The 16,779-nt window shown below is 34.5% G+C and carries 13 protein-coding genes; 5 read left to right on the forward strand and 8 right to left on the reverse strand.

Features of this window, described 5'->3' with window-relative positions:
* Positions 1-225 precede the first annotated feature (225 nt).
* A complete protein-coding gene (locus tag NEF87_RS08880) occupies positions 226-831 on the forward strand; it encodes a hypothetical protein (RefSeq protein WP_457919511.1) in 606 nt (201 codons plus the stop codon).
* Between the two features lie 12 nt (positions 832-843).
* Here the strand turns inward: NEF87_RS08880 and NEF87_RS08885 are convergent, their stop codons facing one another.
* Positions 844-1,380 carry a hypothetical protein gene (locus NEF87_RS08885; RefSeq protein ID WP_457919512.1) on the reverse strand — a complete coding sequence of 179 codons (537 nt, stop codon included), beginning with the start codon at positions 1,378-1,380 and terminating at the stop codon, positions 844-846.
* Between the two features lie 361 nt (positions 1,381-1,741).
* Here NEF87_RS08885 and NEF87_RS08890 point away from each other — a divergent pair, with 361 nt between their 5' ends.
* Positions 1,742-2,197, forward strand: coding sequence for a hypothetical protein (locus tag NEF87_RS08890; RefSeq protein WP_457919513.1), 456 nt, complete (start codon positions 1,742-1,744; stop codon positions 2,195-2,197).
* A gap of 8 nt (positions 2,198-2,205) precedes the next feature.
* Here NEF87_RS08890 and NEF87_RS08895 read toward each other — a convergent pair whose 3' ends face one another.
* The gene (locus NEF87_RS08895; protein WP_457919514.1) at positions 2,206-3,918 is read right to left on the reverse strand and encodes a class I adenylate-forming enzyme family protein; all 1,713 of its coding nucleotides are present in this window, start codon (positions 3,916-3,918) and stop codon (positions 2,206-2,208) included.
* A 146-nt stretch (positions 3,919-4,064) separates the two neighbouring features.
* Between NEF87_RS08895 and NEF87_RS08900 the strand changes: the two genes are divergently transcribed.
* From NEF87_RS08900 to NEF87_RS08910, 3 genes are read left to right on the forward strand one after another with little or no spacing between them, the layout of a single operon-like run.
* Positions 4,065-4,634 (forward strand): PadR family transcriptional regulator, encoded by a 570-nt coding sequence (locus NEF87_RS08900; RefSeq protein WP_457919515.1) that lies wholly within the window; start codon positions 4,065-4,067, stop codon positions 4,632-4,634.
* 44 nt (positions 4,635-4,678) lie between these two features.
* Positions 4,679-6,919, forward strand: a complete 2,241-nt coding sequence (locus NEF87_RS08905; protein WP_457919516.1) for an ABC transporter ATP-binding protein — start codon at positions 4,679-4,681, stop codon at positions 6,917-6,919.
* The gene (locus tag NEF87_RS08910) at positions 6,916-8,829 is read left to right on the forward strand and encodes an ABC transporter ATP-binding protein (RefSeq protein WP_371806103.1); all 1,914 of its coding nucleotides are present in this window, start codon (positions 6,916-6,918) and stop codon (positions 8,827-8,829) included. The genes NEF87_RS08905 and NEF87_RS08910 overlap by 4 nt, the downstream gene beginning before the upstream one ends.
* A gap of 187 nt (positions 8,830-9,016) precedes the next feature.
* On the opposite strand, the gene NEF87_RS08915 is transcribed toward NEF87_RS08910, so the two are convergent.
* From NEF87_RS08915 to NEF87_RS08940, 6 genes are all read right to left on the reverse strand, one after another.
* On the reverse strand, positions 9,017-9,865 hold the full coding sequence (locus NEF87_RS08915; RefSeq protein ID WP_457919517.1) for an EFR1 family ferrodoxin: 849 nt from the start codon (positions 9,863-9,865) through the stop codon (positions 9,017-9,019).
* Between the two features lie 123 nt (positions 9,866-9,988).
* Positions 9,989-10,714 carry a hypothetical protein gene (locus NEF87_RS08920; protein WP_457919518.1) on the reverse strand — a complete coding sequence of 242 codons (726 nt, stop codon included), beginning with the start codon at positions 10,712-10,714 and terminating at the stop codon, positions 9,989-9,991.
* A complete protein-coding gene (locus tag NEF87_RS08925) occupies positions 10,715-13,849 on the reverse strand; it encodes a right-handed parallel beta-helix repeat-containing protein (protein ID WP_457919519.1) in 3,135 nt (1,044 codons plus the stop codon).
* 263 nt (positions 13,850-14,112) lie between these two features.
* Positions 14,113-14,457 (reverse strand): DUF3795 domain-containing protein, encoded by a 345-nt coding sequence (locus tag NEF87_RS08930; protein ID WP_457919520.1) that lies wholly within the window; start codon positions 14,455-14,457, stop codon positions 14,113-14,115.
* 88 nt (positions 14,458-14,545) lie between these two features.
* On the reverse strand, positions 14,546-15,763 hold the full coding sequence (locus NEF87_RS08935; protein ID WP_457919521.1) for an MFS transporter: 1,218 nt from the start codon (positions 15,761-15,763) through the stop codon (positions 14,546-14,548).
* A gap of 199 nt (positions 15,764-15,962) precedes the next feature.
* A complete protein-coding gene (locus NEF87_RS08940) occupies positions 15,963-16,721 on the reverse strand; it encodes a hypothetical protein (RefSeq protein ID WP_457919522.1) in 759 nt (252 codons plus the stop codon).
* Between the last annotated feature and the right edge of the window lie 58 nt (positions 16,722-16,779).

A 16,779-nucleotide genomic window follows, 5' to 3' on the forward strand; every position in this document is an offset into this window, starting at 1 on the left:
TTTGTAGAAAAAACGACATTTAAGAATTATGAAATTATGCATGCATTCAAAGGATTATGGTCCTTAAAAGAGAAGAAGCAGTATTTTTTATTAAAAATCGATCTCACGTATTGTTATTTAATGACGACCTTTCCGTTATCTTTTTGGGTATATTGATGGTCTCATTTTTATAGATTAATTCCCAATTGTTAATCAAACATTATTTATGTCTTTACTGGGATCATCATGTCTAATAAACCAAACACCCTAGGAATTATCATTGCAAGCGTGTTAATCACCCTTGTAGTTACAGGAACCGGAATGTATTTCGGTTTACCTCTTCTTTTTCCAAATCTCACCGCCGACTTATCGGAATACGATCAATCGGAAGAAATTGAAAATATAACAACTAAAGGGATTCTCCTTCAAACCCAATATGCTGAATTTACTCAATATTTATCAATATATGATAGCGATTTAGTTCCCGAGATAATGACCGGTACAAATCTTACTATTACCACCCAAGGCAGTTCCAAATTACATGTCATATTTACAGAAAATTTCGTGGCAAGATTTGGTCCGTCTTTTTCTGGAGACGCAATATTTAACGTGACCTTATCGATCGTGGGCATCCAGAATAAAACATTAAGCATTCTTGAATCAAGAATGAGTGCCACAGGAACCCAAGAACAGCAAAATCGGTTTGCCCAGATTACTCTTGAAACAGCAACCCTTCCTGCAGCCACATATTCCATTATCATGTATTGGTATTCCACACAGGATCCAACAGGTTCAGCCTATTTATTTACCTATGATTCCCGTGCCTTATATGCTCAAGAAATTGCAGTATAAAAAAGATTGAGACTATATTTGGGATTCGAGTTTTTTTTTATTAATATCTTTTATTTTTCGTTTTCCAACGACTCCGCCACTGATAGATAAAGCAGCTCCGATAAAAGGAGTAAACATTCCAATATGTACGTTGTAGATTCTCCAAAAGTTATGAACAGCGTAATTAATTCGCAGTGCAAATAAATTCCATCCTATCAACATTGCAATGACGTAGAAAACCGCGATTCCGATTTCAAAAAGTCCCACTATTTTCCATATTTTTTCTGCTTTGCCTTGGATTGCTTTTCCTGTCGCAACCAACAAGGCAAAAATGATAACTACAATAGAGGATAATAAGATTAATATTGCTGCGATTAAACCAGGAATAAATAATTCTGAGGGCAAAATCTCAAACACATCACCCCCTGTAATATGGTGGATCATCCCCCACATCCACAAAGTTTCCCTAAATCCGGTGCTACTATACCAAACCGGAATAAAAAGACCGATAATTGAAAGAATTCCTCCATTCAGAGGCAATACCCAATATTTGGTTATGCTCAATTTCATTTTTTTTTCTCCGAATTTAGTAGTTTAATTTTTGAGCTTATAAGATTTTTGCCTCCTACCAGTCCAAACCAGCAAGTTATTCATGAAAACCGAAGCTTTTTGTATCAGCAAAATCGAAAATCGGAAATGCTAAGAGCCACGATAATCAACAGTTATGTTTTTTGTAATTTCATCTAGGTTATACCTATTGAACATTTTCTAATCTGCATGTAACTATGATTGAAAGGAGGTTTTTGGATAGAATGTTTGGCTGGGAAAAATAATGTGGCAAACAGGAACTCTTACCCAAGTATTATTAGTCGCGTTTGGAGGCTTTATCTATATCATTTTTATAGACAATCTCCCAATGTGTATTTAAACTATGGTCACGCAAAAATGTTACTATCACAACAATTTCTCTGCTGCCGCAATATGTTGTAAATGTGGAAAACCAGTTTGTGCTGAGTGCCGGAAAGAAAAACGAACTGTTAATTATTACAAATCGAGAAATATAAAAAAAAGTAGAACAACAATAAAAAAATATTGTCCAGTTTGTAAATATCAAGAAGACGAAAAAATCCATTGGGGAGCCCTAATTGGATTAAATAGTTTTATGTTATTAATATTATACTTGGGTATTGTTTCAGTTTCAAATAATATCTTCATTGGCCTCATAATAATCTTGTTGGCAATTTCATTAATTTCTCTTAATATTTACTATTATATTTTTAAGTTAAATGAAAATCGACAAGAAGCAACTCGAAAGAAACTTAATTTTATGAAAAAAATGGAATTAAGTGAAATCCCATATGAAAAAAACCAATTAAATAAAAAATAGACTAAAAATTACTCGGAATCCCATTTACCTTGTTCACGTAGATCTTGGGTCTCTTTTTCCGCCATATCATGGAGTATTTTATAATCCATTTTGGCAACTCGATTGAGAGGAAGAGTACCTTCATCTAAGATAACTACATGACTGGGACGTTTATAGGCAGCCATTTCCTTGGCAGCAGCATAGATATCTTCTTCAGACACATTTACTCCAGGTTTTCGTTCCACATAACAAACCACTCCTTCAGTAAAGACCTCATGTTGAGCCCCAACTATTGCCACAGCACTAATTTTATCCTTAAGTTTGGACATGAGGAATTCTTCTACTGCCGGAGGAAATACTTGATATCCTTTTGGTTTGATGACAAATTTAGCACGTCCAGCAAAATGCAAGCCTGTTTCCTCATAAGTCCCGAGATCTCCCGTATAAATGAAGCCATCTTTAGATAATGTTTTAGCGGTCATCTCAGGATTATTGAGATACCCAGAAAAATTCTGAATCCCAGTGAAACAAATTTCACCTACTTCACCTGGAGCTTTTTCTGATCCAGCAGTTCCATCAGGATTCATAGGATCACGAATTGAAACCGGATAGAGAGGAGAATCGAAACCTACACTTGCACAAATTTCCTCAACGGTTCCATCTAAGGGACTATAAGTCACAAATCCTGCAGTTTCTGTCAGACCTAAGCCCGTACCCGCTAAAGGTGCCATAGATTTGAGTTGCTCTAAGAATTTTGTCGACACCGACTGACCACCATACAACGCAAAGCGTAATGATGAAAGATCATAATCATTATAATTGGGAAGGCGCCATTCCATAGAAAATAATGCGGGAATTTGGCCAATAGCAGTACACTTATATTTTTGAACGGCTTTCAAAGAATCTTCAGCAGTAAACATATGTAAAATAACGGCCACCCCTCCACCATAGATTGTTGTCGCGAGCTGTTCAGTCGTACATCCAACATGGCTTGGAGGAAGATTGATGAGCATTCGATCCGACTCTTGGAGATCAAAACCCACACTAAGACTAATATTTTGGGCGATGATAGCTTGATGAGAGAGTAAAGCGGGCTTGGGCTTCCCAGTGCTTCCAGTAGTAAAAATAATCAAACAAGAATCTGTTTTAGCGACTTTCTTCTGAGCTTTTCTTACCTTGCCTAATATCAAGCCCTGTATAACAAATATTTTCTTAATATCAGCAGCAAAATCTTTGACTAATTGAGCCCCGTCAATAGCTTTTTCACCAGTAAATTGAATCCAATGTTTACAATAGGTAGAGTGTTTCTTCATTAATTCAACCGCTATGAGACTGAAATCAGTGACAGGGGTTGGTCCAAGGAAGAAATACGCTTTTGGCTTCATTTGAGAAAAGCAATAATCAACTTCACTTACTTTTAATCGGGGATCCAAGGGGGCAATGATTGCGCCGATACGAAAACAGGCATACATTAAATATATATGTTCTTTCAATAAAACTAATGTTGTTGCAACTACATCCCCCTTCCCAATTCCCATTGAGAGTAATTTTGCGGCAAATGCTTTACTTTTTGTAGCAAAGTCTTTCCATGTGATTTCTGATTCGGTATTATACTCAATAATTGAAATGTCCTCCGGCTTTTTTGAAGCCCAATAATCAACCCAATCGAACATACGATCTTTCCCATTTTGCATCTCTGCATATTTTCGCAAAATTTCTGCATCCATTTCTTTATTTTTCATGATATTCGTATCCAAAATCTTTATTGAATTTCTATTACTTAATTTTCATATACTTCATTATAAAAAAAAATTCGTTTCCGATATTGAGTGTATTGAATAGAAATAGAAAAAAAAACCATTTTCAGATTTTTCTCCATTTAATTCATATGGATGCTACTTTACAATATGAAAAAAGTTTTATATCGCAAAAATTTTATATTTTTGTGCTACCATTATTTTCAAAAAAAGGTCTATTAAATTCCTTAATTCTTTTTATATTACGACATAAAGGTCCTTCCCACGGATATGCTCTTTCACAATGTTTAGAAGAGAAATTTGGGTGGAAAACCAGCCAAACTTCAATTTATAATACTTTGAAAGATATGGAGAGCAACAATCTGGTTTCATGTGAAGAACAAATTAAAAATGGTCGAAATCAGAAGATATATTCGATTTCTGACACCGGTCTTCAATTTATGAGGAAAACCAAAAACCAACAAAAACATGAGTTCAAGAAAACCATCTCAAAATTGTTAGTTTTAACACAACAATACGGAGAAAATGAATTCGATGTCGAATCGAATATGTTGGAAGACCTTATGCTAAAGTTGCGTCAAATTAATGATCATTCTTTAACTCTAATGAGTAATGCACCAATCGAAACTCAAGAGATCTTATTGGGTACTATTAACTCATTGGAAGAATTAGCAAATCAAAATGATATCAAATTAAGTTAGAAATTTCTTTTCTCTTTTTTTAGACAACAGGTGACGAATAAACAATGAAAAAAATCTTGAAATACGCGAAACCCCACATCCCCTTGATATTGGTGGCCATTGTTCTTCTATTTGGACAAGCTAATGCAGATTTAGCATTGCCAGACTATCTTTCCAAAATAGTGAACACTGGAATTCAACAAGGAGGTGTGGAGGACCCAGCACCGATCGCCATTAGCAACAGTACAATGGAACGTTGCAAATTATTTATGAATGAAACAGAAAAGGATCTGGTTCTTAGTAAATATACCGCAATAACAAATATTTCAAACGAGTATGAGGATTATCTTGAAGATTATCCCTTACTGGAAAATGAGTCAGTTTTTATTCAAAATAAACTGAAATCCTCAGAATTAGATGAATTAAACCCAATTATGGCGAAAACTATTATGACTGTTTCGATAATTGAGAATTTATTAAACAATGCGAGCCTCGCAGGTAACATTACTTTTGGATTAGGATTCAATGTTTCTGCAATACCGGAGGGAATGGATGTTTTCACAATCTTGGGTAATTTACCTCAGGCGAATAGAACAGAAATTGTCGACATGGTCACATCTGAATTTAATGCGATTGGAGAAATGGTTTTATTCCAAGCAGCCATTAATTCTGTTCGTCAAGAATATACTAAATTGGGAATGGATACAGATCAAATTCAAACAAGATATGTTATCATAGCAGGAGTATGGATGTTATTATTAACATTAGCTTCTGTGACATGTACCATTTCAGTAGCATTGATAGCATCCAGAACGGCTGCTACTATGGGTAAAGAGATTCGGCATGATTTATTTGAAAGAGTAGAATCATTTGCAAGTGCAGAATTTGATCAGTTTTCCACTTCTTCCTTAATTACGCGAACAACCAATGATATAACCCAAGTCCAAATGGTCACAGTATTGGTAATCCGAATGGTCTTTTATGCACCCATTATGGGAATCGGAGGTGTAATTCGAGCCCAAGGCAAAGCCCCATCACTCTCATGGATCATTGGTTTAGCTGTGTTAGTATTGATATGTGTAATTATAACAGTATTTATTATTTCGGTACCGAAATTTAAAATTAATCAAAAATTGATTGATCGACTTAATCTGGTAGCACGGGAAAATCTCTCGGGTATGATGGTAATTCGTGCATTTAACATGCAGGAGTTTGAAGAAAACCGTTTTGACAAGGCAAATGTAGATTTAACAGCAGTTAGTTTGTTTATCAACCGTGTGATGGTAGTTTTAATGCCTGTAATGATGCTCGTAATGAATGGATTAGTAATTGCAATTATTTGGCAAGGAGCTCATGAAGTCGCAGATTTTAATATGCAAGTGGGAGATATGATGGCTTTCATGCAATACGCAATGCAAATAGTTATGTCCTTCTTAATGCTTACAATGTTATTTATCTTCTTACCTCGATCATCTGTCTCTATTGGGCGCATTGAAGAAGTTTTGAAAACTAAACCGACAATTATTGACAAAGAAACTCCAGAAGAACTCCCCTCTCCATTAGAAGGAGTTATTGAATTTCGAGATGTTTCATTTAAATATCCTGGAGCAGAACAAGAAGTATTGCAAAATATTTCATTTACCGCAAAACCAGGGGAAACTACCGCATTTATCGGATCAACTGGTTCTGGAAAATCGACCGTTGTGAATTTAATTCCCCGCTTTTATGATGTTACCTCGGGAAAAATTTTAGTGGATCGCAAAAATATTCGGGATGTGGATCAACATGCTTTACGTGATAATATCGGGTATGTGCCTCAAAAAAGTCTCCTCTTTTCGGGGACGATTGAATCGAACTTGCGTTATGCTGACGAAAATGCGAGCACAGAAACAATTCAAATAGCAATTGAAGTTGCTCAAGCAAAAGAATTTGTCTCATCTAAACCCGAGGGAATTGCAAGTACAATTTCACAAGGTGGTTCAAATGTATCCGGTGGGCAAAAACAGAGATTGTCCATTGCGCGTGCTTTAGTTAAAGGATCTCAAATATTGATCTTAGATGATAGTGTTTCCGCACTGGATTTCAAAACCGATGCAGCCCTCCGCAGAGCTTTGAAAGAGACAACTAAGAATACCACCCTCCTAATAGTTACTCAACGGATTTCTACAGTGATGAATGCAGAACAGATAATTGTAATGGATGAAGGGCGGATTGTTGGAAAAGGAACACATAAAGATCTTCTAAAGACGTGTAGCACATATCAAGAAATTGCGCAATCTCAATTAGCCTTGGAGGAATTAGCATGAGCACCCACAATAGTAATAATAATCATGAATCAAATCAAAATTCTCGCCCCAGATCTGAAATGAAAATGCGTGGCCCTCGTCGAGGACCAATGGGCAGAGGACACGGGATGAGTGCAGGTGACAAGCCTAAGGATTTCAAGAAAGCACTAAGAAGTTTGCTCGTATATTTACGGGAATATCGAATTCTGATAATAATTTCGATTCTTTTTGCGATTGGTTCTACGATTGCTTCCATTGTAGGTCCCAAAATTTTAGGACGAGCCACAACTCTTCTCTTTGAAGGGGTGATGGATAATATTCGAGGAATAGGAGAAGTGGATTTTGAAGGAATTGGAAAAATAATCCTCACTGTTTTAAGTTTGTATTTAGGTTCTGCAATCTTTGCCTATGTTCAAGGATGGTTGATGGCGAACGTGTCAACCAAATTGTCCTATCGACTTCGTCAAGATCTTTCGAGAAAATTAAATCGAATGCCGTTGAAATATTTTGATGGGACAACTCAAGGGGAGGTCCTTTCAAGATTCACCAATGATGTTGATACAGTTAATCAATCAATGTCACAGAATTTAAGTCAATTAATCACATCCGTTGCAACAGTAATTGGAGTGGCGATAATGATGTTATCGATCAGCTGGCAAATGACTTTAGTCGCATTAATAGTAGTTCCACTCTCGATGGTATTTCTTAAATTAGTCTTAGGAAAATCCCAAAAGTATTTTGCTAAACAGCAGAAATATCTCGGTGATGTAAATGGCCATGTTGAGGAAATGTATGGCGGTCATGTTGTTATGAAAGCTTTCAACGGTGAAAAGAAAAGCATTGAGACTTTTAGTAAACATAATAAAAATTTGTATGAAGTAGGGTGGAAAGCACAATTTCTCTCTGGATTGATGATGCCCATAATGATGTTTATTGGAAATTTGGGATATGTTGCAGTCGCCATTACAGGTGGATATTTATCAATTAATGGCGGCATAGAAGTGGGAGATATTCAAGCATTTATTCAATATGTGCGCAACTTCACTAGACCAATGTCTCAGTTGGCAAGCAGTTCCAATGCATTACAGCAAACAGCCGCAGCGGCCGAGCGAGTCTTTGAATTTTTAAATGAAGAGGAAGAATCGTTAGATGCAACGGAGAGTATTGCGATTGAAAATGTCAAAGGTTCCGTGGAGTTCAAAAATATTCATTTTGGATATAACCCTGATAAGATAGTCATCAAGGATTTCTCTGCAATTGCTCAACCAGGTCAAAAAATTGCAATTGTTGGTCCAACGGGAGCAGGAAAAACAACAATTGTAAAATTATTAATGCGATTTTATGAACTCAACGCCGGAGAAATTCTTGTTGATAATCAAAAAATAACTGAAATGAGCCGAAATGATTTAAGGAAAATATTTGGCATGGTTTTACAAGATACGTGGTTGTATAATGAATCAATCATGGAGAATATTAGATATGGGAATCCTAATGCATCTGATGAAGATGTTGTTAAAGCGGCCAAAGCCGCCCACGTTGATCATTTTATCCATACTCTCCCCGATGGGTATAATATGGTGATTAACGAGGAAATTACGAATTTATCCCAAGGACAAAAGCAACTGCTAACTATCGCGCGGGTAATATTAGCCGATCCAGCAATTTTAATTTTGGATGAAGCCACCAGTTCTGTGGATACGCGAACAGAGGTCTATATTCAAAAAGCTATGGATGCTTTGATGGAAAATCGAACCAGCTTTGTAATCGCCCACCGATTATCTACAATCCGAGATGCGGATCTTATATTAGTGATGAATGAAGGAGATATTGTCGAACAAGGTAATCATGAAACCTTGATCTGTGCAAACGGGTTTTATGCGGATCTCTATAATAGCCAATTTGAACCCGAAGAAACCGTATCGTGTAATTAAATTCTGGTTTACTTTTTTTTTATTCTTTCCTTATATTTTTAATTTAAATGACCCGTAGAGTCCCAAGAAATAGAACAACAAAATTAATTTGAAACTTACCCTCTTAAAACCTATGGAGAAGAAGAGTTTATAGTATTAGTTGCACCTCTATGTAAAATTCCGAAAAACTTAATCGACCAATATTATTTTAACGTAAATCTTTTATCTTAAAGCCTTCCCCTGGACCATGAAATCGCCGATATTTTTCAGGATCAGCAGTTCGATTAAAAATTTGAATCGCAGAAGAAGGGCATCGATTATAACACCGCATGCATGCAGTGCAGGATTTGTGAAAAATAAATTTGTCATCGAAATATTCTATGGAATTAGTTGGACAATCTTTCACACATAATAAACATTGAGTGCATTTAGATCGATCGACACTCCAATATTTGCTTATTAATGATATTTCTTTTTCTCCAAATATACGCTGTAACCATCCAACGAAAATTAAGAGCGGATTACGCCCTTCCATACATTTTTTTCCTTTACTTAAGCGTAATATTAGTTTTCTCATCTTCTTACGATTTCGGTTTTTTCGGCTTTCTAATTTCTCCATACTCACTGGATTATAACGGAAGAAAGGAACACTTAAATTGGAAGTCATTTGGAAATTCATGGCACCCTGAAGTTGCAATCCAAGTATTTTCATCTTTTTTCGGGGAACAAGCGCACCATCACCACTGAACAATGCCACAGAAGTTAGAGTATAACCCACCTTGCAAGCATTAGACAGTTTTGAAAAATCTAACTGCCCCAATTCATCCAAAAATTGCCACATTATTTTTGGTAGTGTTGATCCATAAATTGGATATGCGATTCCTATTGCATCCGATTCATTAAAAACAGTCTTTAGAAACTCAGAATCATGAATAGCTTTGTTTTCTAAAGAATAATATTGTGCTTCGTGGCCCAACTCTTGAACTAGGCGAGAAAATTCTCGAGTCACCCACCATGTATTACCAGTGCCTGAAAAGAAAAAAGTGGTAAAACGCATACTCTTCTGTATTTACATTAATTAAAAGGATTTATAATAATTTCTATCAGATTCTCAGAGATATAGTAGAAGAGAAAAAAACGAATGAAATAATTCCATATTAGGTTAATTTAACAATGAGAATTAATTAGATTCATTCAGCACTGGAATCACTTCAAGCAATAGACTAGCTTCTCGGTAAAGAGAAGCGAGATTTTTTGAATTTTTGGACTTCTGAGTAATTTTAACTAAACTGGAATGAGCATCATTATATTTCATGTCTCGAAAATCTTTTCGGGCTTGTAAAAAGTCTTCTAAAAGAGATTTGACATTCCGCATTTTCCGGACACTTGAAGAAACTTTCACAGCCCCTCCTTTATAGCAAATTGATGCAACATTATCTTTGATCAGTGGTGGAAAAGTTGAAAATTGAGACACAACCGCTTGAACTAAAGCCCGTTGGGTATCAAAACGAACTTCCTTGATTGCTTTATCGGTAGGAACATCGTTCGTTCGTCGCTGTTTGATTCTATTAATGATAAATTGGGAAAGAAGAGACAAACAAAATGCTCCAATAATGCTGATGAAAATAGACCAGAAAATACTCTGAATGGGAGAAGTAATCCAGATGAGTAATAAGGTTTGAATTATATATACTCCCAATTTCAATAATATTTCAAAACGATTCACTTTTATTTTCTGACCTAAAGTTTGTTCCATTCGATCAATTTCCTCAATGTTATCAACATGGATTTGCTGCAAGCGTTTAATAGCATCCTTATCAAGTTCAGTATCGGGAGAATTTCGAATTAAACGTGTCTTTTCAGAATCATTCTCGGATTTTTCTTTGGAATTTTTGTTAATTGCCATTTATTTCTCCTCCTCATCTTGTTCAATCAATTCATCTGAATTAATTTCGTCTTCTCCTGTGTCCTCAATCTTATCATCTATGTCATTTTCAGAGTCTTGCGATTTTAATTCGTCGGCTGTTTTTTGGGCTTCGTGAGATAAATTCTCAAATTCTGCTTCCTTTGCATCTTCAGAGATCTTCTGTAATGTGCTAATGCTTTCTGATTTACTCCCTTCCCGAAAAGCCATGAAAGTAGATAAATAACTTAAAGCTAAAGCGTGATGAGTATTTAGCAATATGAGTTCAGCCTGATCCTTGAATTTCAAGTAATTATCAACCGCCTTTAGGACTAAATTACGAGTATTCTTGGGAATCTGGGCCCAATGATGTTTTAAGGCTGCAGCAAGATCTGTAGGAGACAAATTAGGAATGGACGCAATTGAGATTGGTGTCCCATTTGGCATTTCTAACAGTTTGAAACTTGGATCAGATTGCATTTGGGGAGGAGAATCATTTTTTATTATCCCTTTTTTATCACCCGTTGTCTCGATGCCAGTGGAATCGTTTTTTGGAGCAATATCAGAAGGAGTTGTGGATTTCGAAACTCTATTTTTGATTGTTGTGACAATTTTGTCAACTGGAGTGACATTTGCTGCGGTGATTCCGATGGCTGTCCCTCCAACACTCATAAAGACTAAAACAACTGGGAGAATTGGAGGATCATTTGATTTATTTTCTTCAATTTCCACATCAACGGAAATTACATTTGAAATGGTGCTCGTACTACTCGAGTTCACTGCAACAATGGTAAAATAATAAGACCCATTTGTTAAGCCAGATATAAAGTACGATGTCTGGGTAGTATTACCAATTGGATTTAATGATCCAATTGAAGAAATGGGTTGCGTAGACAGATAGACTTTATAGAATTCTGCTCCAGGAACCGCATTCCAGTGTAGAGTAATATTTCCATCAGTATCATAACCTATTTCATCCAGATCCGCAGGAAGCAATTCTGGAGGTGATAAAGGAGGATTTTCAACAGGTTCTATTGCGACTACAACTTGGATAGAATTAGAAGGTAGACTTTCACCAGATGCATTGAAAGCAGTAACCGCAAAGAAATAGGTCCCATTTGGATAATTAACAATATTAAATGAAAGTAATATTGTGTCGTGGAAGTTAGTTAAATTACCAACATCATCGATAGATGAATTAGATACATATAAATTGTATCCACTTACTAGGGGAACAGAAGACCAAGAAAGTGTGAAATTACCATCTGTATCGGGTGAGGTTATATCATCTAGGATTGGAGGGGCAGGATCAAATTGAGGTTCAAAGAAATTAGTGAGATTCACAAAATATTCAGATGTGATTGGAAGATTATCAAAATTCAATCCATAGGATATTTCTTCAGAAGAATTTAGTATACGTTGATATGGAGTATTGTACACACCATTTACCGCAATAGCTTCAGAATAGAAATCCAAGTAATTTGCCCAACAATTTCCAATGTTCGTATTATTCCAATAATTTGTTTCTTGATTGTCATAAGTAATATTTCCCAAATAATTTCCAAAAATATGACTCCTTTGAGCCCCCATTAGATTAAGATCATAATTTTTTGACATATTCACATAATTGAACGTAATATTGCAATCTTGGGTACTAAAAAACACAATATTAGAAAATTGTGGTTTTTCAAAATAATTCTTTGATATCAAATTATCATTTGTCCTACTTAAATACAGATTATTGGTATTTTCTGAAAATATATTAGATTCAATGGTTATATTGCTTCCATATAATACTTCAAATCCATTTTGAGAATTTTGTGTAACATTGTTAAGTGAAAATATTCCATTTGTTAAGGCATAGCTCCATATTCCACGCGAATTGAATTTGATTGAATTATCTTCAACCGTAAAATTTTCAGATGTAAATATATATAAACCTTGAGTAGAATGATTAGAGATTATGTTTCCAGTAATTTGACAATAAGAAGAGTAGAATAAAAGAATTCCATTGAAGCTATTATTGCATATTTTATTATTTCTTATTTCAATTTCAGTATTATCATTAATGTAAATTCCATCAGAAAAATGATTTTCAATTCTATTATTTTCAACAATAATTCCTTCAACTGAGACTGCTTTTATTCCTTCTAATCCACCATTGGTGATATTATTCCCACAAATTGAGATGTTAAAGGATCTATCTATATCTATTCCACTAATTCCAGATTTATCATAGCCATCATGATAATAGAAATTATTCAAATTAAAGTCATTATCTTCAATAGACAAATCAAAAGCCGAGATTATATTTAAACCATATTTATAATTCAATGTAAAATTATTTGATATACAAGTTGTCTGATTTGAATTAAGAAGCCTCAAACCCTCTCCTTCAATAACTTCACCATCCCACTTGAACAATGAATTATTAAAAACGGTATTCGTATGAATACTAAGATCTTGACAATGGCTTGCGAGAATTCCTATAGGTTTGTTAAAAGAAATGGTATTATTTTGAATTTGAGTATCATTGCAAGAATATAAATTTATTCCAGTTTGATTATTGGAAGTTATAATATTGGAATCAATAAGTATTTGTGAAGAGTTAATTATTTCGAGACCACCATCAATTAAATCACCCTCTATCCAATCTTCACCATTATTTCCAAATTCACATTCAGTAATATTCACATTTGAACAATTATCTAAAAAAATACCTGAATGAAGAGCAGATTGAAAATTGCAGTTAAATATTTGGACATTTTGGACATTGGTTAGATTAAGATTACTTTGGTCAGCACTATGGATATATAAATTTTGAATTAACAGATATTTGGTAGTGTTTTGAATCAGAAGGCCTACTGGGGATTTAGAAGCATTTATTTCATCAAAGGGCAATATATATGGATCTTCAAACGTTCCAATACCACCGCTAGAAATTTCATCCAAATCTACATCTCCTGTTATTATGTAGGATGCTGAGGCAATAGGAAAAGGAATCTCATCATTTAGACAATTCATTTTTTGGTTTTCTTTAGTGATTTCAAAATTAGAGTAATTTACAAAGCTCGAAAAAACTAAGTTAAAGCCAATAAGCACATAACAGAAATATAACATTTTTCTATATTTTGACATGTTTATCCCAATATTCTCATTAGGATCCTTTCAATTTATTAGTGTTTTGTTGCAAAGAATTAGTCAAATAAGTGTTTGAATAATTAGATAGATTGCTAAATTAATTACAGAATCAATTAATAAAGGAAAAAGCATGAAATCCCGAGGGTTTTGGATATTAAAAGCAGGATAAATAATCAAAAAAAAGTATTCAGTTTGCAGAAAAGAAAATTAAAAATACTTCTCAAACAATCAGATTTGGAATAACGGAAACCATATTAGTCTTATATAGTATTTTTAATCACATCCAGAGTACTTTTGGCATCTGGAACCATTTTATGGAATGCTTCTAATTTTTGACAAGTATATTCTCCACAATAAGCACAATTGTTGATATTTCGGGGTAATCCACATTTTCGCATTTCACAGACAGAACAATGGCTAAAAAGAACGCCGTTTTTTGAATTACATCCTTCGCAATTAATATCCTCAGGCTTTATTTGCTCATTAAATTCCTTACTCCACATTTCTGCAGCCTTAATTCGAGCTTCATCATCATTCACCATTGTTGCAATATATGCAGGACAATCCGAGCATACTATCCCGCAGTAACCAATTATTTTTTCCATATTTATCTACCGCTTTCTATAAAGAATGGTATTTTTATCAAATACATAGACGAATTTAAAAGAAAAGGGGTTCACATTTTTTCAATTTCTAATAATTGCTTGAATTGAGCTTTCGTTCAATGAAAAAAATGATGATCACAACCACCATCCAGATGATGCCGATGGATAGATGAGTAAATTTGAACCCAATCCAATCCCCTAAGGCAGAAATCGCCATCTGCCCTAACGCAGCCATCATAAACCCAACGGATTGGATAATCCCACTACCAAACCCACGGATATCATTTGGAATTAAATTGGTTATGAAAGTAGTATTAATCGGATCTTGAAGGGCAATAAATACCGCAAACACAATGTTCACCACAAAATAGATCCAGAATGTATGAAAATAGGCAGTAAAAATCAAAGTAAATGCTAAAATAGCCGAGGAAAATATCATCAGTTTGAAATAATCCCATTTTTTTTCTATGCGCGGTGCGAGCATTAAACCAATAATATAGCAAAGTGTTAATGGGATCAATATTAAAGAGGTTTGAATACCGGTAATGGAATAATAATTTCGATAATTCCAAATCTGGTAGGTTAAGAAACCACTAAAGACAAACTGTCGCAATCCATGCATGAATAATCCAAATTTAAAAGGCAGTGACCACATTTCCTTTGTTTGACTTCGACTTATTTTCTTTTTTTCTTCAACAATTCTAATACGGTGTTTTTTTGGATTAGTTTCAGGTAAAATGACTATTAGTAAGATAAACGCAATTAAGTTAAACCCAGCAGCCCAAAAGAAAAGAGCCCGAACACCAATTAAATCTGTGACAATTCCACCAATAATGTTTCCTAAAATGTATCCGATTGTGAGAGAAACCGAATAGAGAGACACAGCGTGAGTTCGTTCTGTCTCATCATAAAGATCAGTTACTGTTGCAAAAATAACCGATGAAAATGCACCCGCCCCTTGAACTGCCCGAAAAATAATCAGTTGAGTAATAGTTTGGGCAAATCCGGAAAGAAACAATCCTACGATATAAATGAACATCCCTAAAGCAATGAGTTTCTTCCGACCAAAACGATCTGATAAAGAAGCATTAGGAATTTGAAAAAAAGTTTGGACGAATTGGAAAATTCCGATGGTCACTCCATAAAGAGCGAGTGTCCCCGCTAATTCTAAGATAAAATCGGGTAACCCGATTGTGAGCGAAGATCCTCCCATAGATCTTAAAATATTAACAAAGATCAAGAATCCAAAAATGGTTTTTCGTTTGGATGCCGAAAATAATTTTTGAGGAAGTTCTACATTACTCATTAGCTGCTCTAATTAGATGCTTGATTTAAATTTTCCGAATCCAAGCTCCGATTGAAACTGAAATTATTTTTTTGAGCAAATTGGTTCGTTTTCCAATTACCAATTTCAAGGTTCAATTATAAATTCTTATTTTCGAGTTCTTGAAACTATTTTTTTGAGCAAATTGGTTCGTTTTCCAATTACCATTTTCAAAGCTCAATTATTTGTTCTTATTTTCGTCTTCTTGAACATTTAGCCATTTTTTAAACCAATTTGGCATGATCCATCCTAAATAGTAACAAATTATGGCGATCATTGGGAAAATCCAAGTAAGGTACAATAATAATGCATATACATTAATTTGAGCAATAAAAATACTTGCTAGTGTATCTGCAACAAATGTTAAAAGAATCATGGATTGTCCAAGAGCGATTATTCTGAATCCAAGACTAAATTCACCTACTTCAGTTCTACTTGCAATTTTTAGGGAAGATATAATTATACCAAGAATGGTAGGCAAAATAAAAATCACAACTAAGATACTAAATGCGAGGGAAATTGTTAATAAGGGATAACCGCTACCATCCATAAACTCCGCAACATTCACAGAATTAAGTATCAAAGTGAATAAAATTATAATAACCCCAATAATCCAATAGAAATAAATTACATTCTTCTTCAAAGAAAAGAAGATTTCTTGTGAGAATTGAAATGAGAACATAATTCCAAGAAATACTCCACAATAGACGATCTTTTGACACCATATCACCATTTCGAGGTTGATTTCAGAGAAAAAATAAATAATGGTCGCAGCTAAAAATGCAAGATCCCAACAGAGAACAGAACAAGCGAGATATAAAGTATTTTTCTTCTTTCGAGTAAAATATTTTTGTAATATCAATGTGAAAATGAATATGGTGATGATTGTTGCAACTGAACTTAAGCAACCAGCAATTATTGCAATTGAAGATTGGGCCATATATTTGATAACATTGCGATTTATCGTTATAAAACTTCAGAAAAAAGAAGTTAGAATA

The sequence above is a fragment of the Candidatus Lokiarchaeum ossiferum genome (assembly GCA_025839675.1).
GTDB lineage: Archaea > Asgardarchaeota > Lokiarchaeia > Sigyniarchaeales > Promethearchaeaceae > Lokiarchaeum > Lokiarchaeum ossiferum.